The organism is Legionella cincinnatiensis, assembly GCF_900452415.1.
GTDB lineage: Bacteria > Pseudomonadota > Gammaproteobacteria > Legionellales > Legionellaceae > Legionella > Legionella cincinnatiensis.
This window is the reverse complement of record NZ_UGNX01000001.1, coordinates 3,685,757-3,710,628: the sequence shown is the minus strand read 5'-3', so window position 1 is coordinate 3,710,628 and position 24,872 is coordinate 3,685,757. Positions and strand designations below refer to the sequence as shown.

Genomic DNA, 24,872 nt, shown 5'->3' with positions numbered 1-24,872 from the left:
TAAGATTGCAACGTAGTTGCAATTCCAAAACGGATTAATAAAATAACGAATAATTAACTTTCAAAGCAAAACATAAAGTAGAAAAAGCGTTGCAAAGCGATAGAACTCTGATGAGCTGAAATAAAGAAAAGGTTATTATTGATTTTGTTGGAAATGCTATCATTGCTAATCATGAGTGGATAATCCTTTATTTTTACTCACAAATACTACTGTTTAAAATCAAAAAGTATATTGTTGATCTTAAAGAACAATTTAAGATGCGTTAATCATCCATTAATATAAACTAAGAAGCTTCTATCTGACAATATTTATCTTTCACTTATAGGGTTTTCCACTGCCTATGTATGGTGCTTTATGTGCGACAATCCAGATCAATGGATTCACAACGTTTGGACGCTCTTAAGCGCAGGCTGTAGACATTCATGGGAGTAAATTTTGGATGGCACTATCTAAAGAGCGATTAACTAGTCCAAATTAGATTATGCTCTCTTTTATGGTCTAAAAATTTCTTCGGTGTTTGGTAAAATCTCAAAAAAAACGCCCATATTTTTTCTCTCTTTCTCAAGAAAATCCATAAAGCCATTATACGTTTGTTTATCGCCAAATTGAGGATCGGTCACTACAAATTGCCCATCACATTTCTTTCCTAACAAGGTATGCAGCACTCCTGTATTTATCACAATCAGCATAGTTATTCCTTCAGGAAAATCAGCTTCGCTTAATTCTGTAAGTGTTACTTTTTTTCTTATCGGTACATTTTTCTTGAACAGTGAATAGAGGGAGGTGATCATCGTATCTCTTGAGTACTTATTGCGTACAGATTTAGATAACTCCTTAATTTCAATACCAACTACATTGAGATGGTGTTTGTGGAAGTAGGATACAATCTTTTCTGGTGAGGCAACTTTGCCAGGCTCTAGCCAAATTTCTTTATATATTTCTAGTTCTTTGCTCGGAGTATAATTGCTTTGATCAATATATCCTCTTTCAAGAAGTATCCTTATTATTGCTCTTGCAGTACAAGAATTTTTAAATTTTTGCTTATCTATTGAAGGTTCAATAGCGTCAAGTTTTGCTTTTAATTTGGGAGTGTTGAGTACGAAGTCGGCAATTTCGTCAGAAGTTACTGTTAATTTGAGGAAGCTTTTATGATCAAGCATATTAATAAATTCTTCTGATGTAAGAAGCAATTTTATGGTATCTGGGGAAACATGTTTCATGGTTCCTAATGTAATGATTCCTTCAATAGGCTTGTCGTGAGTACTATGAATTTTTTTAAATTTAGTTACAAATTTTCCTAAAGTAGTTTTATTGAGTGCAATATCTGCATCTTTACCCAAATTAAAATCAATACTTTGATAGATATTTTGGCTGTATTCAATATCACTAAGCGTCGCATCTGGAAATTGTGCTGCGGTAATATTTAAAAACATAAGCGTTAAGCCTTAGAAATAGTGAGTCTTATTTGCTTGATTATAGAACATTATGGCGCATAGAACAGCAACTTCAAATTCAATAAAGACGTACACCTGCATTTGCAGTAATATGTTACCCACTTAGCAGCGTGTGAAGTATTTGTTATCGGAATTGATAAGTTAAAACATTGACCTCATCCTGAGATTTATATGAGTATTGCATTAGTTTGGTTTCGACAAGATTTAAGGTTGAATGATAATCCTGCATTTATTAAAGCTTGTTCTCATTATCAGTTTGTGATTCCACTGTATATTTATGAAGAAAAAAATAGTGTTTTAGGAAGAGCACAAGCCTGGTGGCTTCATCATAGTCTTATTTCCTTAAGTCATTCCTTAAAGCAACTTGGATTAAATCTTATTCTTCGTAAAGGAGATCCATTAGAAATTATTTTAGATTTAGTTAAGTCCGTTTCTGCAAACGCAGTATTTTGGAATCGCTGTTATGAGCCAACAGCGATTTCACGTGATAAAAGGATTAAAGCAACTTTGTTGGAATATGGTGTCGAAGCTCACAGTTCAAATGGAGGCTTGCTCCACGAGCCTTGGACGATTAGAAATAAAAACGACGATTATTTTAGAATATTTACTCCTTATTGGAAACACTGTAAGCGAATTCTTAATATTCCATCACCTATGCAGTTGATGCATCTACCAACGGGTGCCGAGATTCAAAGTGATGATCTTTGGGAGTGGAAATTATTACCTAACCTCAATTGGGCGTCGCGATTTGCGGATTATTGGACTCCAGGAGAGAAGGGGGCGCAACAAAAACTCGATGAGTTTATCGAGCATCATCTTAATGGTTATAAAAAAAATCGAGATTTTCCTATAAAAAATGCAACATCACGTTTATCACCGCACTTACATTTTGGAGAAATCAGCCCGTTAATCATTGTCCGAGTAATTGAATTAGCAAAACTTGATCCCAACTGTGATTTAATCTCAGCGGAACATTTTTTATCCGAGCTGGGATGGAGAGAGTTTTCAATTTATCTACTCTATCACTTCCCCAATCTTCCCGATCATAACTTTAGGGGCGAGTTCGATGCATTTCCTTGGCATAACAAGAAGCAATTATTAGTTCGTTGGCAAAGAGGTTTGACAGGATACCCATTAATCGATGCAGGCATGAGAGAGTTATGGGCAACAGGTTATATGCACAATCGTGTACGTATGATTAGCGCGTCATTCCTTACCAAAGGATTGTTGATTGATTGGCGCTTGGGTGCAGATTGGTTTTTAGATACTCTTGTTGATGCAGATTTAGCGAATAATAGTGCAAATTGGCAATGGGTGGCAGGAAGTGGAGCTGATGCAGCACCTTATTTTCGTATTTTCAATCCAGTATTACAAAGCCAAAGATTTGATCCTGACGGCGGTTATATTCGCCATTGGATTCCTGAACTTTCGCAATTGGAGGGGCAAGCGATCCATGCTCCATGGGAATCTTCTAATTGTGACAATATTTATTTGAATACAAACTATCCAAAGCCAGTTATTGACCATCATGAAGCCAGGACAAGGGCATTAAGTTATTACAAGGAGTTAAAGAATAAGGGTAAAACATAACTTTTTTATACCTCCTAAAGAAGTTCATCTTAATACTTACTTAAGGTAATTGTATTATTATTGGCAAAAAATGATTTATTTTGAATCATTTTGAAATAAAAAATATCTTTTGGACTAAATAGGAGATGTACCATGGGTTTTCAAAAATATAAAGAAAATTTTAAACAATTTTTTCTTGCTCACATAGAAGCCCATTTGCAATCTCCGCTAGATACAAGCCCAACTGCAAAGCAAAATCAACCTTATAACGTCATCGAACGAAGTAAAAGCAAAACAGCTGGTGAGTTTTCTCGTATACTGGATGAATTTAAAATTCCCTTACCCACTTATGAAAATTTCAAAAAATATGTTCAAGAGCCGAATAGCATAGGGACATATATGCAATCCTTGCTAGAAGGGATTCTACCTGAAATTTTAAATGAAGATAAAACTGCTTTAAATCAAAAATTAATTGACGCAATTAATCACCAAAATAAAGAAAATTACAAAAAAATGGTGGAAAAAACACATAATAATCCCCAATTAATTGCAAAATTATTTATTCAAGCAATCGTTATTGGTTACAGCCAACAAATGTTAGATAGTTTGAGTGAAAATGACAAATTAGCGTGGTTCGATAAAGAAGCAGTTGAGTTTACGTTTATAGCGAACTACGTGTCTATCGATGGACTTAGTGAATCGGTGCAGAAGCCTATAACTTTAGATCAAGAACAGCTAATACTCAGTATAGACAGTTTAAAGAATATATATACTGAAAGTAATTCAATCACAGATGGTTTAGAGAGGGCTCAATTATTTTTAGCAATTAATCCTTTAAAATCACTTGAAGCTTATTTAAGAGCTATAGAGCTTGCATTAGAAGATGAAAATTTTAATAAACTCTCCGATGAGCAGGTTCAATTATTATATAAAATACTTAAAGAAGATATTTTTCTAAGCAAATATGGCCAACTTCTAGAGAATCGACTCGAGTATTTCAAGTCCTATATTGAATTAGGCAACACCAATCCTAAAAATCCAGAGGTCAATCAAGCGGTCAAGAATCTTTTAAGTACCGTTAAAAAACTCAAAGAGAATGGTGAGATAAGTATGAGTGATTTGCCAAGAATAACGAAATACTTAAAAGATACAACTACCTTAATCAATAATCCTGATAGCCTAGATGCATGTAACCAGCATAATAGTAATATACAAGATGCATTAGGAACGAATCGACGATGGGGGCCAATAGTAGGGGGCGCTTTGCTTTGTATTGCAGGAGTACTATTAGTTGCTGCCGCCATTGCGATTACAGTGCTTACATTTGGTGCGTCTTCGCCGCTTACTCTCCCAACTGCGGCTGTCGGTGGTGCTATGACTGCTGCCGGTATTGCAATGACCGTTGGAGTCGCTGTTGGTTTAGCTGCTACGGCAGGTATAGGTGTTGGGGTTGCAAGTAAAGCGGGTATATTTGTACATAAAGCTGTGAAAGGTCCTATAGCCAGTGCCATGGAAGAAGTGAGTAGCAGTATAGAAAAAGCCCCAAGCATGACCTCTGTTTAAAAGATGAAACAAGTGATGAAGTAAGCTTTTGGGTCACTGTCTGTATATTCCAATAATGCCTAAATATGAGCAAGGAAGCCTAAATTCGTAGTTTTTAGATTCAAACTTGAATTGTCTAAGATTTTTAATTTTGGGCTAAGAGACCGCTTTATGGGCGGAATGCCAATAATATGGCATGCTCCATAGTTTTCTATACTGTATCAAAATCAATATCAGTAAGTAATTTCTCGAGCATGTCGAGTTTGATTGGTTTTGTAATGTGAAAATCAAAACCAGCTTCTTTGGCTCGGTGCCTATCTTTTTCCTGACTCCAGCCTGTAAGTGCGGCTAAAACAATACTGTTTCCCCATGGTTGTTTTCGGATTTCCTTAGCCACATCATAGCCATTAAGTTGCGGCATGCCAATATCCATTAAAATTAAATCTGGCTGAAACGAGCTTGCTGTATCTATTGCATCTAAACCATTATACGCAGTCTTTATAGTGTGGCCCATAAACTCTAGCAATAAAGTCAAACTTGTTGTGATATCGATATTGTCGTCTACTATAAGAATACGACGGCAATTTGTTGGACTTATTGATTCATTATTGCAATCTTGTGTTTTAACAATCGCTGAAACTATCGGTATCCGGACAATAAACTCACTGCCAAGATTCTCGCCCCTACTTTTGGCTTCGACAGTTCCACCATGTAACTCAACCAACTGTTTGACAAGTGATAATCCGATTCCCAATCCTCCTTGTGAACGTTTCAATTGTTTATCAACTTGTGTAAATTTATTAAAAATATGAGACAACATGTGAGTCGGTATACCAACACCATTATCAAGCACTGAAACAACTACATGCTCATGATGTAGTTGGGCTGATAGTCGAATCATTCCTCCCTTTTCTGTGTATTTGGATGCATTATTAAGAAGATTTGAAAATACCTGTGCAAGTCGAGTTATATCGGCTTTGATGTAAATAGGATAAGAAGGTAGATCTACTTCTAATTTATGTTCCGCTGCCTTGATTATGGGATAGCTGTTTTCAAGGGTTTGCTGAATGACCTTTGATAATTCTATACGTTCTATTTGTAGCTGAATTTTACCATGACTGATTCGGCTAAGATCCAATAAGTCCTCAATGAGACGATCCATTTGCACAACTTGCCGCTCCATTATGTCCTGTGCTTTTTCAACGATGTGAGCATTATTCTTTGCAAGCCGCATAATTTCTAATGCATTGAAAAGAGGAACAAGAGGGTTACGTAATTCATGGGCCAAGGTGGCTAAGAACTCATCTTTATGTCGAGAGGCCTCAAGTAATGCTTGCTCAGCCTCTTTGCGACGACTTACATCGCTTGCAGTACCAAACCACTCTACAATTTCTCCATTCTTATTGAGGATGGGAATTGCTCGAGAATGCGTCCAACCGAGCGAGCCATCTACACGAATTACGCGATGTTCCAGCTCGAAGACATCCCTAGATTGAATGGCCTTTTGTATCGCTTGTTTTACATGGGGTTGGTCATCTTGGTGAATGTACTTATCAATCCATTTCTTACTTGGTTCGAGCATATCGGTAACAAATTCACGTCCTTGAAGATAACTCCTTTCGCTCCAATCAGCACTCATACGATAAACAACATCGGAGGTGGTGCTGGTCAGCGCTCTGAAACGCTCTTCGCTTTCACGTATTGCTTCATGTGCTTCTTGCCGAAGGCGAGCCATTTGAAGATGAGCCGATACAGAAGCGAGTAAAACCCGAGCACTAAAAGGCTTTACAAAATATTCGTCGGCACCGCACTGCATTCCTTCGATGCGGTTTTCTTCACCAGCCCGGGCAGACAAGATAATAACGGGAATATTGGCAGTATGGACATCCGCTCTCAGGGCTTTTAATAAACCAAATCCATCCAACTGCGGCATCATCGCGTCCGAGATAATGAGATCGGGCGGATTATTTTGTATCAAGGCGAGAGCAGTTTCTCCATTGGACGTCGTTTCTACCTTATATTGAGGCATTAAGAGACGCATTAAATACTGACGCATGTCTGCATTATCATCAACAATTAAGAGCCGCGCAGTATTTTTTTGCTCAGCAAGAACAGTCGCAGACGAGAGCACATTATCATTGAACCATTCTTCTTCAAAAGTATGCAAATTCTGTGAGTCGGGTAGCCAACGTTGGGCTTCCTCTACGAATTGTTTGGCTTCTGTCGCTACTGTTGCAGTGGCCCCTTCATTCCATACTTGTTCTCGAGGCAGATGAGCGGAGCCTAAAGGAATTGTAATTATGAAAGTTGTTCCATATCCCACTTCACTTTCAGCTCTAATCGAACCATTATGTAACTTCACTAACTCATGTATCAGTGATAGCCCAATACCACTACCCTCGTAAGTGCGCCCCATTGAGTTTTCGATTCGGTGGAAGCGTTCGAACAAACGAGGCATTTCTTCTGCAGCAATACCGATACCTGTATCCCTAACTCTTAGCTCGACAGCTTGTGCTAATTGGCAAACAGAGATATTGATTTCACCTTCAAAAGTAAATTTGAACGCATTTGAAAGCAAATTGAGAACGATCTTCTCCCACATATGCTGATCCAAAAACACTGGCTGAGTAATTGGTTGACAATTCACGCACAAATTTAAGCCTGCTTTCTCACAGACAGATCTAAAATTACTCGCAAGATTCTCCGTATAGACAGCGATATCAGTAGGTTCGAAACAGGCGTGGATACGGCCTGCTTCTATTTTTGAAAAGTCAAGGAGTGTATTAACCAGTCGCTGGAGTCGTAAACCATTTCTGTAGACCACTTTCAGATGGTGGTGATTTTCTATCCAATCTTGTTCAGTCGATTTCAGCATCTCTTCAATCGGTCCAAGCATAAGCGTTAAAGGCGTGCGAAATTCGTGACTTACATTCGAGAAAAAGACCGTTTTAGCTTTATCAAGTTCAGCCAGAGCTTCCGCCCGTCGGCGTTCTTCCTCATATGCTCGAGCATTAGTAATACTGATAGCTACTTGCCCTGCCACGAGATCGAAAAAACCTCGATAAGCATCATCTAAAGGTCGACGAGCGCTTATACCTACCACCAAAAAACCGGCAAATTGGGTCTGGCCTGGTTTTGCTAAGGGTAAGATCATTGCTTGTGGTGATGGCTCTGGCCAGGGACCTCCTGGTAATGGGCCGAATTGTGCTGATAGATGTGAAATAAGAATGCTACAGCCTGATTTGATGACAGAGGTAAACGGCCATGGTTCTTCAGAGCCCGAAAGCTCAAGCGTGACAGGGCTTAGTGGCTCACCTGGTTTAATGCCGCTGGATGCTGCTAGAGAAACCTGCTCCTCATCGACATCAAGCAAGTATAAAAGTGCAAAAGGCACATCCTTTGGATTGTTTTCTAGGATATGTGCAGTAATTTTGCATGCATCTTCGACCGATTTGACCTCTTCATTAGTGTGAGCGGCAAGCTCACGAAGAGTCCGTAACCGCCGCTCACTGATATTGCGTTCTGTATCTTCAGTGACTACGCACAAAATACCATGAATATGGCCCTGCTCGCCAAATACAGGACTATATGAAAAGGTGTGATAGGTTTCCTCCGGAAAACCGTTGCGCTCTAAAAAGAGCAGTAATCCCTCATCCCAGGTTGCCTGACCAGAGCACAGCACTGATTCAGCACGAGGGCCAACTTCAGGCCAAATTTCAGACCAGACTTCACGAAACGAGCGGCCTAATGCCCACGGATGTTTTGGGCCCAGAGTCATTTTGGCATAAGCATCATTATAAAAAAGAGTGAGATTTTGTCCCCAAGCAAGCCACATGGGATAGCGACTCGTAAGTATTGTTTTAATTAGGGTAATTAAGCTATGTGGCCAAGTATTCATTGGTCCCACTGGAGTTTTTGACCATTCAAACACACGAGTCAACTCCCCCATTTCACCAGCGCCACCAAGCACACCCAGCAAATCATCTGGATTTTGCAACGTGTTGGATATACGGTTTAGTTCTGAATTAAATTTTTCCATGGTTGCACAATTGTTTCCAAATAATAAATGACTCATTCCCTAAGCTATGATTGATGATTTAATCATTAATATTTTTAAATTGCATTTAAAATCGTATTTAAATTAAGAAAAATGGTGCAAGTTCAATTTTCCAGCCTCCTGCTATTCCAGACTAAAAAAGACCCTTAAAACATTTAAAATCACATTTTGATTCCTGTTTTTTAGAGTTGTTATTTTTCATAAAAATCCCAAAAAGTAAAGTATTCACTATTGTTAATTTATTTCTGACCGTGGAGTTTTGCACGTTAAACCTAGTTAAGCCTTCGTTTTATATTCATGCAATTGTTCTATAAGTGCTTTGTTAAATTCTGGAATATCCTCAGGTTTTCTGCTGGTAATTAAATTCTTATCTTTAACTACAGGTTGATCAATCCATTTTCCTCCTGCATTTATTAAATCAATTTTTACAGAAGGCCATGAAGTTAAGTATCTATCTTTAACCATTTGCGCATTAATCAAAAGCCACGGTCCATGGCAAATAGCGGCTATCGTTTTTTGTTGCGCATTCATTTTTTTTGTAAATTCAACAGCTTCAGGTAATGTGCGTAATGTGTCTGGATTCATCACACCTCCAGGTAAGAGTAATGCATCAAATTCATCGGGGTTGGCGTTTTCTAAAAGTACATCCACATTAAAGGAGTCCGCTTTATCTGCATGATTCCATCCCTGAACAGTAGATTTATTGGAAATAAGAAAAGTTTGAGCGCCTTGATTTTGCAATGCTTCACAAGGTTGTTCCATTTCGACTTGTTCAAATCCATCGGTGAGTAAGATAGCAATTTTAAGTCCATTAAGTGAATTCATAGTTATTTATCCAAATAGATTAGGTTAATAAAGAATAGATTGTAAGATCGGTTTTGCAATTTAAGGAAAACACGCATCTCTTTATAATTGAATAAATATTAATCAGTTTCTATTTATTTTCTTTTATATATTACATAGGGACGATTAAGTAATTTTCATGATCCGATTTGTATCAATTTTCTCGCTTTAAAACTTTATTTACTAAATTTTGGAGGAAGTAGAAAGGAAAACCTTAATAGAAGTTCAATCAGTATTAGCTATATTAATAAAGCTTCATCATTAAAAAAGGAACTTTAATATGAACTTAATTTTATTAATAGTTTTAATTGTGTTGATATTAGCTTTACTTCCTGCGTGGCCTTATAGTGCAGGCTGGGGATATTATCCTAGCGGTGGTGTTGGTTTAATTCTTCTTATTTTGATTATTGTGTTGCTGGCACGTGGCGGACCTTAAATTAGTTCCAAAGACAATAGGTTATATGAAAGAGGAAATCCCAAAAATGATTAAGCAGTTTTCAAGAGCACATCAGATACTAATATTGAAATCAATGAATTTTCAACAATAAAAGGAATTAACATGGAACATAGAGGAATTGTAAAATCGGGAGAAATCACGGGATCTAAGGTAATGAATCCGGAAAATGAAAATTTGGGTGAAATTGCAGAGGTAGTTATTGATAAACAGTCAGGGAGAGTAAGTTATTTAGTATTAGATTTCGGTGGCTTTTTAGGATTTGGTAATAAATATTTTGCAGTGCCTTGGCAGTTATTTTTATACAACAACAAGGACGATTGTTTCATTCTTAATGTAGATAAACAGCGTTTAAAAGATGCTCCTGGTTTTGATAAAGATCATTGGCCAAATTTTTCTGCACCAGAATTTACTACCTCGATTACTGGTTTTTATACTATGAAATAATATTCCTTGAATTTTCATTGCTAATAATAAAATAGCAATAAAACATTTTTAAAATAGGGCTTTTTAGCCCTATGATGCTGCTCTATCTTAAACTAAAAGGACTTATCTATGCATCGCTTAAGAGGAAAGGTAGCCATGATTACTGGCGGTCGTCGCGGTATTGGGCGAGCAATAGCTAAATTACTTGCGCAGGAAGGAGCAAGTGTTGCTATAACCGATAGAAAAGCAGATGGAGCCGATGAGGTTATAGACGATATTACAGAACATGGCGGTAAGGCAATTTTCATTGAACACGATGTGTCTCAAGAAGAAGATTGGCAAAAAGCTATAGCCCAAGTGCAAAAAAATTATGGAAAACTGGATGTTGTGGTAAATAATGCAGGGGTAGGGGTAGGGAAGAACATCGAAGAAATTTCATTAAAAGATTGGCGCTGGGTTATGAGTGTGAATTTAGATGGGGTTTTTCTCGGAACAAAATATGCGATTAAATCCATGAAATCTACCGGTGGAGGTTCCATTATTAACATCGCATCCATTGAAGGTTTGATTGGGGATAGAAGACTTGCAGCATATGATGCGAGCAAAGGGGCCGTTAGATTATTGACCAAATCCGCTGCCTTACATTGTGCTAAAGCTAAGTATAATATTCGTGTTAATGCTGTGTGTCCTGGGTTTCTCGATACCAAAATGGTAGAAGGTTTTCTTGCTTCCCAAGAAAACCCCCAACAAGCAAAAGAAGAACTGGTGAACCTACATCCAATAGGTCATTTAGGCGAACCGTTGGATGTGGCTTATGCTGTTCTTTATCTTGCCTCTGAGGAATCAAAATTTGTAACTGGCAGCGATTTGATCGTAGATGGTGGGTATAGTGCTCGCTAAGCTTTTTTGAATTATCATAAATACAAGCAGGTATTTACGGCCATAAAAAAACAAATTGAAGCCGTAAAAAAGACAATTTAAAAAGGACAACGGGTACGCCAGTAAAATCAATATAAGTTCCCCAGATCCGAAAAGTTTATTTGATTCATATGCATCAAATTAATTTTTATAAGATCAGCCAGAGTTTTGGTATGCATTTTTTTCATGACTTTAGCACGATGAGCTTCAACCGTGGATATAGAGATATTAAGCTCATAAGCAATCTGTTTATTGAGCTTACCTTCAACCACTAAATCCATAATTTGTTTTTCACGTTTGGTTAAACTATTCATGCGTTCATTAAAATCAGATTGTGAGCGAGGAATGTTAATTTGATTTTTTTTCAAGCATTTTTGGGTAACTTCTAATAGGTCCTGATGGTTCACTGGTTTAAGAAGGAAATCATAAGCACCAGCTTTCATAGCCCGTACTGCCATGGGAATATCACCATAGCCTGTGATGATGATTACAGCCAACTGATTATTTTTCGTATTAAGATGCTCTAGTACTTCAATGCCACTCATTATGGGCATTCTTACATCGATAATTAAACAGCCATTTTGGGTTTCATTATAATTATCCAGAAAATTTTTGGCATTTTCATAGGTTTCTACTTTAAGATTCACTGACTCAAATAACCACCGAAATGATTTACATATTTGCGGATCATCATCCACAATATAAACAGTTGTATTATTAAATGGCATATCGACTATCCTTGTGAAATATTGAGAGTGAGATACTAATTCCATGAGACAAAAATTGAGTATCAATAGTGACACAATCCTCGAAAAGAAGAGAACGACAGTAAGTAAGCTTTTTTTCTAAGTTATCTTTTTCTATTGGAAAATTACTTTTTATTGTCATGTTGAGTGTATATTTTTTAAGTATTTTAGCTTGAATTGCTAATTTAGCTTTTGGGATTCCATTTTTTTCCACAGTGTCGATGCATAGCTTCAATAAACAAAACATAATGTGCTTGAATTGAGATTTATTCATACAAAAATCAGACAGGTTATTTTCCAGTAATTCTAACTTTAATTGAATATCATATAGGTTTAATTCAAAAGTAAATAATGAAGTGATTTCCGTAATAAGATGAGAAATAGAACTGTCATCTTGGGTAATTATTTTTTGCATTCCATACACTTTATTAGCAAGAACGTCCGTATGCTCCATAATTTTTTGTAAAGTGTTTACCATTTGATCAGAACTTAGCTCATTATTTTTTAGCCTAAGGTCACATCCGCCGAGATACGCTTTAATTACAGTTAAGGGCTGATTTAACTCATGGATCAGCTGTAACAGCGGCTGCTCTGGTGAGATCGTTTGTATTAGTCCATTCATCTAGCGGTTCTATCCTAAAAGTATTCAAGCTATCTAGATCGTAACACGAACACGTCAATGTACTCGACTAAGATTATGTAAATATTATTTCATTAAGTTCATTTAATTTATTCTGGTTATCCCTAATAGTCACAAGGTAATAGTTAATAGTCATCTTAAACGAAGTTTTAATAATATAAAAAAAATCAAATATAAAGATAAATAATATCCAATTTGATCAGGAGATTTGTTTTATGAAACGGAAAATAGCAGTAGTTACTGGGGGTACAGGTGGAATAGGAACGGCAATTTGTAGGCGTTTAGCGGCTGATTATCATGTAGTTGCGTGTTATTTTAAAAATGGGAAACATGATGAAGTGATGCAATGGCAAACAACGCAAAAAAATGCAGGCTACAGTATTGATGTTTTATTTGCAAATTTAGTTAATTTTGCTGATTGTAAAAATATAACTTCGTTAATCATGGAGCGATTTGGGAGTATTGATATTTTAATAAACAATGCAGGCATTACAAACGATATCAGTTTAAAGAAGATGGATCCACAACACTGGCAACAAGTAATTGATTCTAATTTAACCAGTACTTTCAATATTACACGCAATGCTTTGCCTTATATGCTTGATAACAATTATGGCCGTATTATTTGTATTTCTTCAATTAATGGCAGAAAGGGACAATTTGGCCAATGTAATTATGCTGCAACAAAATCTGCTTTATTCGGATTTACAAAGAGCTTAGCTCTCGAAGTAGCCAATAAAGGAATTACGGTGAATACTATTTCTCCTGGGTATATTGAAACCCCCATGCTTCATACTATGAAAAAGGAATTGATTGATTCGATTACTAAAAGCATCCCGCTTGGACGTCTTGGAAAGCCTGAGGAAGTTGCTTATGCAGTATCATTTTTAGTTGGAGATGAGGCTGGATTTATCACAGGTGCTAATTTAGACATCAATGGCGGTCAATATATGTAATTTAATTGATTTAAGATAAAAAATTTTATTTTTTTGCAATGAAAAATCCATGGAATATATTGATATTAATGAAAAATTAAAAGAGAAATGCAAATTTTGGTTTCTTTAATAAAGAATCAGGATGAAAACGAATATTTTAAATTTAATTTGGATGAGGAGTTTGACGTCCTTCATTCCAATAATTAAAGTGTTCCTTCTATTGCTGGTTAAACAATACTATCGAACATGGCAAGCCGGCTAATTATGGCGAATCATTTTGAATATATTTCCCGGTAATTTAATATAACTACACATGTCTTAACCTAACCCTTTAAGCAATACCATGTTATTAGAAAAAAATGAGAAATTTATTTTATTAATTGAAGATAATAATTCAGTGAGAGAGGCATTAGTTTGGGCTTTGGAATATGCAGGATATTTAGTGGTAACAGTTCGAAATGGAGAAGAAGCATTAAGCTTTCTTGAAAAAAATCCACTTCCTTTTGTTATCTTTTTAGACTTAATGATGCCTGTGCTTGATGGGTTTGAGTTTAGAGAAAAAAAACGAGCAAATCAGCAGATAAAAAATATTCCAACGATTATTGCCTCCGCTAAAACTAATTTGGAAAAAGTAGAGGGGATGCAATATGAATCATTCTTGTCGAAACCTTTCGAACTCAATGACTTATTGGGACTCATAAGAAAATATCATGAGTTAAATTAGGATGATGATCGCGAGGATTCTAATAATAAGGACATATCATTTCAGGTATGGGAATATAGAACGCTAAAAAATGGGAACAAAACAAAGAAAAAAACAAAAATAACCTTTGAATATGGCTTAAAGATTCCGAAGGTAGTGAAACATAATCGTGCTTCAATAACAGAAATACGAGATAACTCAACTCATTTTATTAATCATGGGCTTTTCTGTTACTCCAGCAAACCACAGATTAATACTTTCAACTAATGTAGGATGAGCAAACATAACATCACGTAATTTTTGATAAGACATATCCAATTCCATAGCCAATTGGATGACACCCAGGATCTCACCAGCCTCGGCACAAAAAATGGAAACACCTAAAATACGATCTGTTTTTGCATCAATAACCGCCTTCAGAACACCGGTTGTTTCTCCTTGTGTTTTTGCTCTAGGAACAACAGCAGCAGGAATTTTTGCTATTTTTAGAGAGTAACCTTCGGCAAGAGCTTGTGATTCTGTCATTCCAATTCGGGCAAGTTCTGGGTCAAGGAATACGGTGTAGGGAATAAGTCGCCCATGTACTGAATGTTTGTTCTGTGGATTTTGTAGATTATGTTTGACTAAACGATAATCATCTAAAGATAAATGCGTAAATTGGGCCCCACCCTTTACATCTCCCAGAGCCCAAATACCTTGGGATGTCGTTTCTAGATATTCATTTACTTTAATGAAACCGCGCTCATCAAGCGCCACTCCTGTTTTATCTAAATTTAATCTCGCTGTATTTGCAACCCGTCCCACCGCAATAAGAATATCGCTGCCACGAATAAGCTTAGATTTTCCATCTTGATTTGCATGGATAATTATTTCGCCTTGTGCTTCTTGAATACTATTGATTTTAGTATTAAGAGTGAAATGAATTTCTTCTTTAGTTAGTGTATCAAATACCTGCTCAGCAATATCTCTATCTTCACGGCTAATAAACTTGCTGTCTGCTTCTATCACCGTGACCTCTGCGCCCAAACGACGAAATAACTGAGCAAACTCTAAACCAATATAGCCGCCACCAACTACAAGCAAATGCTTGGGAACTCTATCAATATTCATTAAACTGTCATTAGTATAATATTTTACTTTGTCGAGCCCCGGAATGGGGGGGATAAAAGGTAAGGCACCGGTATTAATAAAAATTTTATCCGCAGTAATTTCTAGTACTTTTTGACCATTTCGTGGTGAGGATAAATTCACCTCAATCGTCTTAGGTCCTACAAAATGCCCATGACCCAGCATAAGATCCATGCCTGAATCTAAAAATTGTTTTAAGTTTGCTTCACGCATCGAATTGACTATTGAATCCTTACGGGTACGAACTGCTTTAAAATCCACGGGAGCAAGAGTAGCTTCTAAACCGTACGCTGTTGCTGAACGACAATAATGGGCTATCTTAGCTGATTGTACGAGCGTTTTTGTTGGTATGCATGCCACATTAATGCACGTACCGCCAATTTGATTGTTTTCAACCATAACAACTCGCTGCCCCGTTTTTGCTAAATCGACAGCCAGAGTTTTACCGCCTTTTCCGCCACCTAAAACGATCACCTCGTATGTTAATGTCATGATTTTTCCTAGATTGTATTAATCAAAGCCATATACTTATAAACTATAGAAGTAAAATATCTTATTTTGAAATATCTTTTGGAGATTTAATGGTTATTGAAGAGGTGTTTTTTTTATCTTTATAGATGACTTGTTAGTGTTGCTTTTTCTGCACCCAAGGAGTAAATAAAACAATTTATAAAAAGCTTTATTTAAACTCTAAGTATTATGAAGGAAATAATGAAATGGATTTAACAATCAATGGAGAATCATCGTTCCAGACTATACTCGACATAAAACAATTACAAGAACAACTATTACGGAAGGAAAAAAAGTTACATGAAAAAGAACAAAAAATTAACTCTCTTTATGAAGAAATAAAGAGTTTACACGATCAATTTACTGAGTTTTACGATTTTAATCCTTCCGCTTTTTTGACTCTTGATAAAAACTATCAAATACAAGCGGTTAATTTTCAATGTGCTTTTCTATTGAAGTACGATCGTAGTCAATTGATTAATAGAAATTTTTTGACACTAGTAAATATTTCCCCCAATAACACTCTAAAAAAATGCATCCAAACGGTATTGGAAAAACAGGTAAAGCAAACTTGTGAGCTGGAGCTATTATCAAAAGGTGAGGAACAAAAATGGGTATATATGGAGTGCTGGCCTGCAAAGGATGAATTAGTACAGGTGGTTCTCAGAGATATAACCTACATACGACAGTTAGAATCACAACAAATTCAATTAAAGCAATCCTTGGAGATCCTCCAAAATTTATTGCACAATGTTCCTGACGCTATAGCTACTTTAGATGAAGAATTTTATTTTAAAATAATAAATGCATCTTTTATTAAAATTTTTGCAAGAACTTTTTCAATAGAAATTTGTTCAGGAATGAATTTTTTGACGCTTATGGCCGATATTTCAAAGTACAAACAAGAATTAATTAATGCCTGTGATCAAGCTCTATTAGGCAAAGAAACAACCATTGTCATAGAAAATACTAATGACCAATATAATGCAAATTTTTATTTTGAAATAAATTTTCATCCTGTTTATAACCCTAATTCTCAAAGTACGGAAATTATTTTGCTGATAAAGGACTTAACCAAATTTTATTTAAGAAAAAAATTAAGGATGAAAGAGCAGTCGAAACTTGCTCATGCAATTCGATTGAATACTATGGAGGGAATGGCATCAGCATTGGCACATGAAATCAACCAACCATTAACTGCGATTTTTCTTTACGCTCAAACTTGCCTGTTACAAATACAGCAAAATAATCCAACCAATAAATTGGATAAAGATTTATTAATTTTTTTGGAAAAAATTATTTCTCAAGCGAAGCAGGCCAGTGAGATAATGAGTCGAATGAAAAGTTTCATCCACCAAGATGAAAAACTTTCTGAAGAAACGGATATCAATGTATTAATTAAGGATGCGATGATTTTTTTGAATTATGAATTGACTCATTCAAAATTGAAGATCAATTTAAATCTTGAAGAAGAGCTGCCCAATTTAAGCATCAATAGAATCCAAGTGATGCAAGTTATTTTAAATTTAGCAAGAAACAGCATCGAAGCAATGCGAACGCACACCTCTCCTGAGCTAACGATACAAACAAAAGATATAGTTGGATATATTGAAATTCATATTCGAGACAATGGGCCAGGCATTACTCCAGAACATAGAGACAGAGTTTTGCATTCATATTTTACGACGAAACCCCAGGGTACTGGTTTAGGGCTTACTATGTGTCGAAATCTTGTCGAAGCATGTGGCGGCAAACTGTATGTAAAAAATAGTGAAGTAGGTGCTTGGTTTATTTTTACTTTACCAAAGTGATAGGTTTTTTGACCATTCATGCTTAAACCAATAATAGGATCTTGCAAGGCGGAACATCGCACATAAAGCGACACATCCAAAATGGGAACCAATGGAGCAGAACCTAGCAAAAATCACAAATGAGACTCAGTAGAATGAATCAAAACGAATTATCTTTGTTGTAGATGCTCATGAAAATAAGACTAAATTATTAGAAACTTGAAGTTTACCTCTTTAATCTACATTCTAGGGATTACTGCAGAATCTATAAGTTCCTCTTGAATTATTATTTATTTGGATATAAAATGACCACTTAGTTAAGATATTGATCTTTATGTGAGTTATGAAAATATATTTAGTAGGCGGCGCAGTTCGTGACAAATTACTTGGTTTCCATCCCAAAGATAATGATTGGGTGGTTGTGGGAGCAACTCGGGATGAAATGTTAGAACTAGGCTATAAGCCAGTGCAAAATAACCAAGGTACGGGTGAGTTTCCTGTATTTTTGCATCCTGAGACCAACGAAGAATACGCACTTGCTCGTCTTGAAAAACGAAAAGGTTATGGACATGGTGGTTTTGAATTCGATACCTCTCCTTCGATTACTTTAGTAGACGATTTAAAGCGGCGAGACTTGACAATTAATGCTATGGCTTTTCCATTTGAAGAAGAAAAAATGGGTGAATTAATTGATCCTTACAATGGAAAGATTGATTTGGAAAACCGTATACTCCGCCATATATCCCCTGCATTTGTTGAAGATCCTCTTCGATTAATACGTACGGCGCGCTTTGCTGCTTGTTTAGATTTTGAAGTAGCTTCAGAAACATTAGAGCTCATGAAACAAATGGTTATTGAAAACAAAGTGAGTGAACTAAGCAAAGAGAGAATTTGGAAGGAAATGGAACGAGCACTTATGGGGACTCATCCAGAAAATTTTTTCGATGTGTTAAAAAAATGCAACGCGGATCGTATTTTATTTCCTTATATAAAAATACCAGGTTCTGGTATTAAGGCCATGCAACGAGCCGCGGAGCATAAAAACTCAGCTCAGGTACGTTTCGCTGCTTTGATGCTTGATCTGACTCAAGAAGAAATAATTAAATTTTGTAAACAATTCAATGTACCCAACCAATACCGTGACTTGGCATTATTAGCCACTAAGAACTTGCAACAGTTCCAACGTCTCCCTGAACTGGAGGCACCAGAGCTATTAAATTTATTGACAAATATGGGTGCTTTTCAAAACAAGGATCGCTTCAACGAGTGCTTACATGTTTTTGAATGTTATACCCAAGAATCGACCTATATTGAAAAAATACGTCATGCTTTTGAGGCAGCTAACTCCATTAACACTAAAGAGCTTTCTTCGCAATATATAGGCCGTGAGATCACGAGAAGAATGAGAATATTGCGTGTAGAAGCAATTCAACAATATATGAATTTCGAGCTAGAAGGACCCAGACTGGAGATGTGCCGCGTGGATAAATAAAAAAGTCCTGAAAAATATTTTTTCATTTTACTTTTTCTCATGATCGAATACATCTAGATAAAAACAATTAGCCGAGTGAGCCTTATTTAGGGTTAAAACTATCTAGGTGTAAATTCCGACAGAATTAAACTAGCTTTTTTAAGAAAATTTCGTCGATTTAATGATTCTGATGACCTAATGTTTCCTCCCTGAAATTAAAATACCTTATTTTTGTAGGCATAAGATATTTAAGTGAAACAATTATTTTAAAAATAAATTGTTTTTAATGATTTTCAAAATTAAGTTGGCGATAATTAATTAAAAATTTTAGGATGGGTGGATGCCAATAGCGGTTCTTATTCTTTTAATGGTTTTAGTTGCTATTGCTTCGCGGCATCTCATTAAAGTGGTTGTCCCCATATGGGTTTTTATGGCGATAGGCGCTGTAGCATCCGTTTTATTTCAACAAATATCCCCATTGCATGCACTTAATGCTATTGAACCTGATGTGATATTTTATTTATTTGGAATGTTTTTGATTTGCCAAGCAGCAGAAGAAAGTGGCTATTTGGAACGTATAACGGATCGCATTTTTTTTCATGTGGTAACAGGAAACCACGCTTTATTAATTATTGTTTTTGTTCTTGGTTTCAGTGCTGCTTTATTGATGAATGATACCATTGCTATTGTGGGTACCCCTATTATTTTACAATTATGCAAATCACAAAAACATGTAACAAAACCCTTACTCTTTGCTTTAGCATTTGCAATTACTATTGGCAGTGTTATAAGTCCGATAGGAAATCCACAAAACTTATTGATTGCTGTAAAAGGGGGATTGTCATCACCATTTCTGGATTTTATTAATCCATTGATTATTCCAACTGTAATTAATCTCATGATGACTTATTTCTTTATTTATCTTATTTATAAGCCTGAGTTAAACAAACCCATTGAAAAGCCAGTTCCGGGGCCGATTAATGATTATCCAATGGTGATGCTTGTGAAAATAAGTTTGATTCTTATGTTGTTTTTAGTGCTGGCTAAAATAATCACTGATGTGATGCACACATCGCTGCGCATCAATTTTAGTTATATTGCTTTAATCGCAGCACTACCCATTTTATTTAGCAAACAACGATGGATTTTGTTAAAACAGCTGGATTGGGGAACACTACTTTTTTTTGCTAGTACGTTCATACTCATACAAAGCGTGTGGGATAGTGGCTTTTTTCAAACAACTCTAAATCAATTTCATTTAACCGTGACCCAAATCCCAGTAATTTTATTCATCAGTATAATTTTTAGTCAATTCATTTCCAATGTACCTTTAGTCGCTTTGTATTTGCCCTTATTAATAAGTCATCATGCAACTGACTCTCAGTATCTTGCGTTAGCAGCAGGAAGTACCATTGCAGGCAATTTATCGATACTAGGCGCTGCAAGTAACGTCATCATTATCCAAAACATGGAGAAACGAGGAATGAAAGGATTTGGATTTTTTGAATTTATAAAAATGGGTCTCCCCTTAACTGCAATGAACATGTTAATTTATACTTATTTTCTTTGAAGAGGTATCATGAAAAAACATTAGGAGTCTGAACCCAGATATTTTTAAATGAATAATTGTGCTGCAATACACTCTGTAATCCTAATAAAAAACTTGAGCTATTGTTTGATTGCATTGTACTATCAATCACTAATGTAGCTTGCTTCAAATAAAGGAATTTAAACTATGATAAAAAGGATATTGTTGATAGGTATAGCTTTTTTCTTATTCTACGGACAATCAGGTTGGGCTGAAAACAAGAACTCAATTATTCGTCCTGGAAATTTTTTTAAAGTTTCACCTTATGTAGACACATTAACCATTACTACTGTGACACCAAATTGGACTTACCCTAAAGCGGGAATTAAAATACTGACTCCGGGATATACTGTGGCTCATAGTAATCCAACTAATAATGGGTATTATCTTTTTTCTGTTAGTGATACAGTTCCGGCAAATCTTACTCTTTTAGGTGCACCTGGGCCGGTCAGCATCAAACTCTGTTTAAGTGGTGTGGGTTCTGGTACTAGTTGTGAGATTCTGACTGTTGCTCTTACTAAGCAAAAATACGCATATGTGGCATCAGGTTTCAACCACATTGTATATAAATGTCATGTAAACGCCAATGGTACATTGGATGGATGCGGGCCTGCACATACTGCGGGGGTACCTAGCTGGGTTCCTGAGTCCATAGCTTTTGCGACTGTGAATGGTATTCAATACGCTTATGTTGCATCTTGGCCAACTGGTATCGTCTATCAATGTACTTTAAACCCAGAGGGTTCATTCGATATCTGTAATGCGTTAATGCCAGCAGGAACTGTTTATACTTATGCGTCAGGAATAACGTTTGCAACAATTAATGGGATTCAGTATGCATACGTATCGGATGATGTTGCCAATGTATACCAATGTAGTTTAAATGGTGATGGAACTTTTAATACCTGTAATCCTACGCCGACTTCTTCAACGCTTGGTTGGATACCTGTATCGACCACTTTTACGACCATAGGCGGAGTTCAATATGCTTATGTAGCAAGTGATAATGGTGAGGTGTATCAATGCAGTTTAAACTCCGGTGGTGCAACAAACGGCACATTTAATATGTGTACTATTACCCCCCTCTCTGGCTCACCTAGTTGGTTGCCTAAGTCAGTAACTTTTGCAACATTTGGCGCGAATCCATATGCTTATGTCTCCGATGATAATGGTGATGTATTTCGCTGCAGCTTAAATTCTGATGGGACATTTAATCAATGTTCAGAAACACCGGGTGCTGGGGTACTTGATTGGAGTCCAAGAACAGTTGCTTTTGAAACATTTGGTGGAACCCAATACGCTTATGTGGCAGATTTCGGTACTGCAACTTCTTTATTCGGTGATATATATCAATGCACTTTAAATGCTGAAGGCAAATTTACCAGTTGTGTTCCTACTCCAGTGTTTGGGGTGGTTCCCTGGGTTAACCTATGGTGGGTGGCATTTAATTAGTGGAGCCTGCATTAATAAACTGAGCATTCGTTCCCCGGGTGATGCCCGGGGTTTCCTGTGTTCTGTTCACGGCAATTTTTTTCGTTCACGAAGGCAAAATAAAAAATAGATGTAAGATGGTAACTGCTCATCCTAGTCTTGATCTCTCCATGTTTGTAGGATTTAGTGAGGACAAGTGAGTAAGCCGCAAGAGGTAGTGGGGTGGGGTATTTTAGCAGTTGCGGAAGATTAAACGTTCTATAAATGGAGTTCTATATGAAAAAAGTAGTTGGTTGTATGCTCTTTTTAAGTGCATTTTCTTCATGGGCTATTACTCGTGGTATCAATTACGATCCTGCACACAGTAAAGTCTACACAGATGCCCAAATACAAAATAATATCCAGACTATGAAAAATGAAATGACGAAAGACTTTCAGACCGCTAAGAAGAATGGCTTTACTGTCGTTAAAACATTTTATTCCATAGTTTCTACAGTAAATGGACAAAGCACTGCCACTATGGCTGATATAGCTTGTCCTATGGGTGTGAAATTACTGTTAGGCGTTTATGAGTTTGATCCGGCTCAGGATAACTGTTCCACCTGGTGTGATACTGCTAGAGCACAACAAGTTCAAGCTGCTATTGACAGTTTCAATAAATACGGTAGTAATTGTATTATTGGGATTGTTGTAGGAAATGAAGATATTTATAACTGGAATTTTACGACACCTAATGACCTGGTACAACACCATATTTCTGACGATCTTACCACGATTAGAAACAGCTTAGGTTCCGCGGCACTGCTTTCTACAGCCCAGCAAGATGGGGCTCTTTTAAAGCTCGCTCAGTCTCCTGCTTCTACATATGACCCCTATGGAATCATTCCAAAATTAGATTTTGTCGGCGCCAATATTTATCCTTATTGGTCACCAGAACAACCAGGTTTTCCAGAGCCATCAGAATCACAATTTTATAACCGATATAATGCTATTAAAGCTGCCTATACTCAAACTGTGGTAGTCACGGAAGAGGGATGGCCTAGTCAGTATAACGCAGGACAAAATCCTAATGCCTCTTTACCCAATGAACAAGGCTATTATGCATGGTGGCAAAATAGAGCTACTGGTGCGGGCGGTACGACGATGGATACATTTGATTCCTATTATTTCGCTTTATACGACAAACAACCTCTTAACGGAGACGCGAACAACTTTTTCGGATTATGTACTTACAATAGAGGCAATAAAATACTCACGGCATGTAATTAAAGTTGTCGAATGAATACAAACAGGGTCTCCCGTATTAGCACCATGTAATACGGGAGCTCTCAAAGGTGGCTATTAAAATTCTTATTTTAATGTGAGTTCGGATTAAGAAAGTAATCATTCCTTGGTCCGTTCGAGCTGAGTAAGCACGAAGTGCTGTCTCGAAGCTTTGGTAACAAGTGATTGAATACAGTACTATTTTCCTAAAAGTAATTATTCCTTGGTCCGTTCGAGCTGAGTAAGCACGAAGTGCTGTCTTGAAGCTTTGGTAACAAATGAGTGAATACAGTACTATTTTCCTAGAAGTAATCATTCCTTGGTCCGTTCGAGCTGAGGAAGCACGAAGTGCTGTCTCGAAGCTTTGGTAACAAGTGATTGAATACAGTACTATTTTCCTAAAAGTAATTATTCCTTGGTCCGTTCGAGCTGAGTAAGCACGAAGTGCTGTCTTGAAGCTTTGGTAACAAATGAGTGAATACAGTACTATTTTCCTAGAAGTAATCATTCCTTGGTCCGTTCGAGCTGAGTAAGCACGAAGTGCTGTCTCGAAGCTTTGGTAACAATTGATTGAATACAGTACTATTTTCCTAGAAGTAATCATTCCTTGGCTCGTTCGAGCTGAGGAAGCACGAAGTGCTGTCTCGAAGCTTTGGTAACAAATGAGTGAATACAGTACTATTTTCCTAGAAGAAATCATTCCTTGGCTCGTTCGAGCTGAGGAAGCACGAAGTGCTGTCTCGAAGCTTTGGTAACAAGTGATTGAATACAGTACTATTTTCCTAAAAGTAATCATTCCTTGGTCCGTTCGAGCTGAGGAAGCACGAAGTGCTGTCTCGAAGCTTTGGTAACAAATGATTGAATACAGTACTATTTTCCTAGAAGAAATGATCACAACGTTATAAAATGTGGTGATGGCTAGCAATTTAATTCTTTAGATAAAATGATTTCAATGTTTGCAATACCCAATTGTGATACGGTAAAAAAAGCGCGTCTCTTCCTAGAGAACAATAAAATTGATTATGAGTTTATCGATTTCAAAAAATTCCCACCCACAAAAGCACAAATAAAAGCATGGAGTGATTATTCTGGAGAACTTCCTATTAATAAAAAAGGAATGACGTACCGAAAATATAAAGATCAGTATGAAGCCTTAAGTCTTCCAGAGAAAATAGACTTTATTATCGCAAACTCCTCACTCATAAAACGACCTGTCTTGATGCACAATGGCAAAACAGTGGCAGTAGGTTTTAATGAAGAGCAATATAAAGAGCTCTTAATGAAGATTTGAACTGGAGGTGGTGTTTGATGCCTGTGGTTATTATTGGCCACGAGCTGTGCTAGTGGCCTTTTCTCTATTAGCTGACCACTTTATGAGCCAGCAACCTGAAAATGATGTGTTTT

At 36.6% G+C, this 24,872-nt stretch carries 19 protein-coding genes; 13 read left to right on the top strand and 6 right to left on the bottom strand.

Annotated elements, in window-relative coordinates; all coding sequences use genetic code 11:
• Nucleotides 1–491 precede the first annotated feature (491 nt).
• Entirely contained in the window at nucleotides 492–1,433 is a 942-nt protein-coding gene (locus tag DYH34_RS16205) for a hypothetical protein (RefSeq protein ID WP_058463683.1), read from the bottom strand.
• Nucleotides 1,434–1,625: 192 nt separating this feature from the next.
• Here DYH34_RS16205 and DYH34_RS16200 point away from each other — a divergent pair, with 192 nt between their 5' ends.
• Together DYH34_RS16200 and DYH34_RS16195 are read left to right on the top strand one after the other, a co-directional pair.
• The gene (locus DYH34_RS16200) at nucleotides 1,626–3,044 is read left to right on the top strand and encodes a cryptochrome/photolyase family protein (protein ID WP_058463684.1); all 1,419 of its coding nucleotides are present in this window, start codon (nucleotides 1,626–1,628) and stop codon (nucleotides 3,042–3,044) included.
• 132 nt (nucleotides 3,045–3,176) lie between these two features.
• The gene (locus DYH34_RS16195) at nucleotides 3,177–4,586 is read left to right on the top strand and encodes a hypothetical protein (RefSeq protein WP_058463685.1); all 1,410 of its coding nucleotides are present in this window, start codon (nucleotides 3,177–3,179) and stop codon (nucleotides 4,584–4,586) included.
• A 190-nt stretch (nucleotides 4,587–4,776) separates the two neighbouring features.
• On the opposite strand, the gene DYH34_RS16190 is transcribed toward DYH34_RS16195, so the two are convergent.
• Nucleotides 4,777–8,604 (bottom strand): ATP-binding protein, encoded by a 3,828-nt coding sequence (locus DYH34_RS16190; RefSeq protein WP_162263044.1) that lies wholly within the window; start codon nucleotides 8,602–8,604, stop codon nucleotides 4,777–4,779.
• 294 nt (nucleotides 8,605–8,898) lie between these two features.
• On the bottom strand, nucleotides 8,899–9,447 hold the full coding sequence (locus DYH34_RS16185; RefSeq protein WP_058463687.1) for a type 1 glutamine amidotransferase domain-containing protein: 549 nt from the start codon (nucleotides 9,445–9,447) through the stop codon (nucleotides 8,899–8,901).
• Nucleotides 9,448–9,745: 298 nt separating this feature from the next.
• Here DYH34_RS16185 and DYH34_RS16180 point away from each other — a divergent pair, with 298 nt between their 5' ends.
• The 3 genes from DYH34_RS16180 (at nucleotide 9,746) to DYH34_RS16170 (ending at nucleotide 11,245) form a co-directional block, all read left to right on the top strand.
• Entirely contained in the window at nucleotides 9,746–9,901 is a 156-nt protein-coding gene (locus tag DYH34_RS16180) for a DUF3309 family protein (protein ID WP_083502700.1), read from the top strand.
• A 123-nt stretch (nucleotides 9,902–10,024) separates the two neighbouring features.
• The gene (locus tag DYH34_RS16175) at nucleotides 10,025–10,366 is read left to right on the top strand and encodes a PRC-barrel domain-containing protein (RefSeq protein WP_058463688.1); all 342 of its coding nucleotides are present in this window, start codon (nucleotides 10,025–10,027) and stop codon (nucleotides 10,364–10,366) included.
• 108 nt (nucleotides 10,367–10,474) lie between these two features.
• Complete coding sequence (locus DYH34_RS16170) at nucleotides 10,475–11,245, top strand: glucose 1-dehydrogenase (protein WP_058463689.1); 771 nt, start codon at nucleotides 10,475–10,477, stop codon at nucleotides 11,243–11,245.
• A 107-nt stretch (nucleotides 11,246–11,352) separates the two neighbouring features.
• Here DYH34_RS16170 and DYH34_RS16165 read toward each other — a convergent pair whose 3' ends face one another.
• Nucleotides 11,353–11,991, bottom strand: a complete 639-nt coding sequence (locus DYH34_RS16165) for a response regulator transcription factor (RefSeq protein WP_058463690.1) — start codon at nucleotides 11,989–11,991, stop codon at nucleotides 11,353–11,355.
• A complete protein-coding gene (locus DYH34_RS16160) occupies nucleotides 11,981–12,631 on the bottom strand; it encodes a hypothetical protein (protein WP_058463691.1) in 651 nt (216 codons plus the stop codon). Before DYH34_RS16160 ends, DYH34_RS16165 begins: the two co-directional genes overlap by 11 nt.
• Nucleotides 12,632–12,864: 233 nt before the next feature.
• On the opposite strand from DYH34_RS16160, the gene phbB reads away from it, so the two are divergent.
• A complete protein-coding gene (gene phbB / locus DYH34_RS16155) occupies nucleotides 12,865–13,605 on the top strand; it encodes an acetoacetyl-CoA reductase (RefSeq protein ID WP_058463692.1) in 741 nt (246 codons plus the stop codon).
• A 322-nt stretch (nucleotides 13,606–13,927) separates the two neighbouring features.
• A complete protein-coding gene (locus DYH34_RS16150; protein ID WP_058463693.1) occupies nucleotides 13,928–14,308 on the top strand; it encodes a response regulator in 381 nt (126 codons plus the stop codon).
• A gap of 177 nt (nucleotides 14,309–14,485) precedes the next feature.
• Here the strand turns inward: DYH34_RS16150 and DYH34_RS16145 are convergent, their stop codons facing one another.
• Nucleotides 14,486–15,907, bottom strand: a complete 1,422-nt coding sequence (locus tag DYH34_RS16145; RefSeq protein WP_058463694.1) for a mercuric reductase — start codon at nucleotides 15,905–15,907, stop codon at nucleotides 14,486–14,488.
• Between the two features lie 224 nt (nucleotides 15,908–16,131).
• Here DYH34_RS16145 and DYH34_RS16140 point away from each other — a divergent pair, with 224 nt between their 5' ends.
• From DYH34_RS16140 to DYH34_RS16115, 6 genes are all read left to right on the top strand, one after another.
• Nucleotides 16,132–17,736: a PAS domain-containing sensor histidine kinase gene (locus DYH34_RS16140; protein WP_058463695.1), complete on the top strand. Its 1,605-nt coding sequence runs from the start codon at nucleotides 16,132–16,134 to the stop codon at nucleotides 17,734–17,736.
• A gap of 322 nt (nucleotides 17,737–18,058) precedes the next feature.
• Nucleotides 18,059–19,207: a tRNA nucleotidyltransferase/poly(A) polymerase-related protein gene (locus tag DYH34_RS16135; RefSeq protein ID WP_058463696.1), complete on the top strand. Its 1,149-nt coding sequence runs from the start codon at nucleotides 18,059–18,061 to the stop codon at nucleotides 19,205–19,207.
• Nucleotides 19,208–19,526: 319 nt separating this feature from the next.
• Nucleotides 19,527–20,756 carry an SLC13 family permease gene (locus DYH34_RS16130; RefSeq protein WP_058463697.1) on the top strand — a complete coding sequence of 410 codons (1,230 nt, stop codon included), beginning with the start codon at nucleotides 19,527–19,529 and terminating at the stop codon, nucleotides 20,754–20,756.
• A 165-nt stretch (nucleotides 20,757–20,921) separates the two neighbouring features.
• Nucleotides 20,922–22,226, top strand: coding sequence for an isopeptide-forming domain-containing fimbrial protein (locus DYH34_RS16125; protein ID WP_058463698.1), 1,305 nt, complete (start codon nucleotides 20,922–20,924; stop codon nucleotides 22,224–22,226).
• 255 nt (nucleotides 22,227–22,481) lie between these two features.
• Nucleotides 22,482–23,474, top strand: a complete 993-nt coding sequence (locus tag DYH34_RS16120) for a glycoside hydrolase family 17 protein (protein WP_058463699.1) — start codon at nucleotides 22,482–22,484, stop codon at nucleotides 23,472–23,474.
• A 937-nt stretch (nucleotides 23,475–24,411) separates the two neighbouring features.
• Complete coding sequence (locus DYH34_RS16115; protein ID WP_058463700.1) at nucleotides 24,412–24,759, top strand: arsenate reductase family protein; 348 nt, start codon at nucleotides 24,412–24,414, stop codon at nucleotides 24,757–24,759.
• The last annotated feature ends 113 nt before the right edge of the window (nucleotides 24,760–24,872 follow it).

Bases quoted from the DNA above. Each gene is read 5' to 3' on its own strand.
- DYH34_RS16205 (WP_058463683.1), bottom strand. From the start codon at position 1,433: ATGTTTTTAAATATTACCGCAGCACAATTTCCAGATGCGACGCTTAGT.
- DYH34_RS16200 (WP_058463684.1), top strand. From the start codon at position 1,626: ATGAGTATTGCATTAGTTTGGTTTCGACAAGATTTAAGGTTGAATGAT.
- DYH34_RS16195 (WP_058463685.1), top strand. From the start codon at position 3,177: ATGGGTTTTCAAAAATATAAAGAAAATTTTAAACAATTTTTTCTTGCT.
- DYH34_RS16190 (WP_162263044.1), bottom strand. From the start codon at position 8,604: ATGGAAAAATTTAATTCAGAACTAAACCGTATATCCAACACGTTGCAA.
- DYH34_RS16185 (WP_058463687.1), bottom strand. From the start codon at position 9,447: ATGAATTCACTTAATGGACTTAAAATTGCTATCTTACTCACCGATGGA.
- DYH34_RS16180 (WP_083502700.1), top strand. From the start codon at position 9,746: ATGAACTTAATTTTATTAATAGTTTTAATTGTGTTGATATTAGCTTTA.
- DYH34_RS16175 (WP_058463688.1), top strand. From the start codon at position 10,025: ATGGAACATAGAGGAATTGTAAAATCGGGAGAAATCACGGGATCTAAG.
- DYH34_RS16170 (WP_058463689.1), top strand. From the start codon at position 10,475: ATGCATCGCTTAAGAGGAAAGGTAGCCATGATTACTGGCGGTCGTCGC.
- DYH34_RS16165 (WP_058463690.1), bottom strand. From the start codon at position 11,991: ATGCCATTTAATAATACAACTGTTTATATTGTGGATGATGATCCGCAA.
- DYH34_RS16160 (WP_058463691.1), bottom strand. From the start codon at position 12,631: ATGAATGGACTAATACAAACGATCTCACCAGAGCAGCCGCTGTTACAG.
- phbB (WP_058463692.1), top strand. From the start codon at position 12,865: ATGAAACGGAAAATAGCAGTAGTTACTGGGGGTACAGGTGGAATAGGA.
- DYH34_RS16150 (WP_058463693.1), top strand. From the start codon at position 13,928: ATGTTATTAGAAAAAAATGAGAAATTTATTTTATTAATTGAAGATAAT.
- DYH34_RS16145 (WP_058463694.1), bottom strand. From the start codon at position 15,907: ATGACATTAACATACGAGGTGATCGTTTTAGGTGGCGGAAAAGGCGGT.
- DYH34_RS16140 (WP_058463695.1), top strand. From the start codon at position 16,132: ATGGATTTAACAATCAATGGAGAATCATCGTTCCAGACTATACTCGAC.
- DYH34_RS16135 (WP_058463696.1), top strand. From the start codon at position 18,059: ATGAAAATATATTTAGTAGGCGGCGCAGTTCGTGACAAATTACTTGGT.
- DYH34_RS16130 (WP_058463697.1), top strand. From the start codon at position 19,527: ATGCCAATAGCGGTTCTTATTCTTTTAATGGTTTTAGTTGCTATTGCT.
- DYH34_RS16125 (WP_058463698.1), top strand. From the start codon at position 20,922: ATGATAAAAAGGATATTGTTGATAGGTATAGCTTTTTTCTTATTCTAC.
- DYH34_RS16120 (WP_058463699.1), top strand. From the start codon at position 22,482: ATGAAAAAAGTAGTTGGTTGTATGCTCTTTTTAAGTGCATTTTCTTCA.
- DYH34_RS16115 (WP_058463700.1), top strand. From the start codon at position 24,412: ATGATTTCAATGTTTGCAATACCCAATTGTGATACGGTAAAAAAAGCG.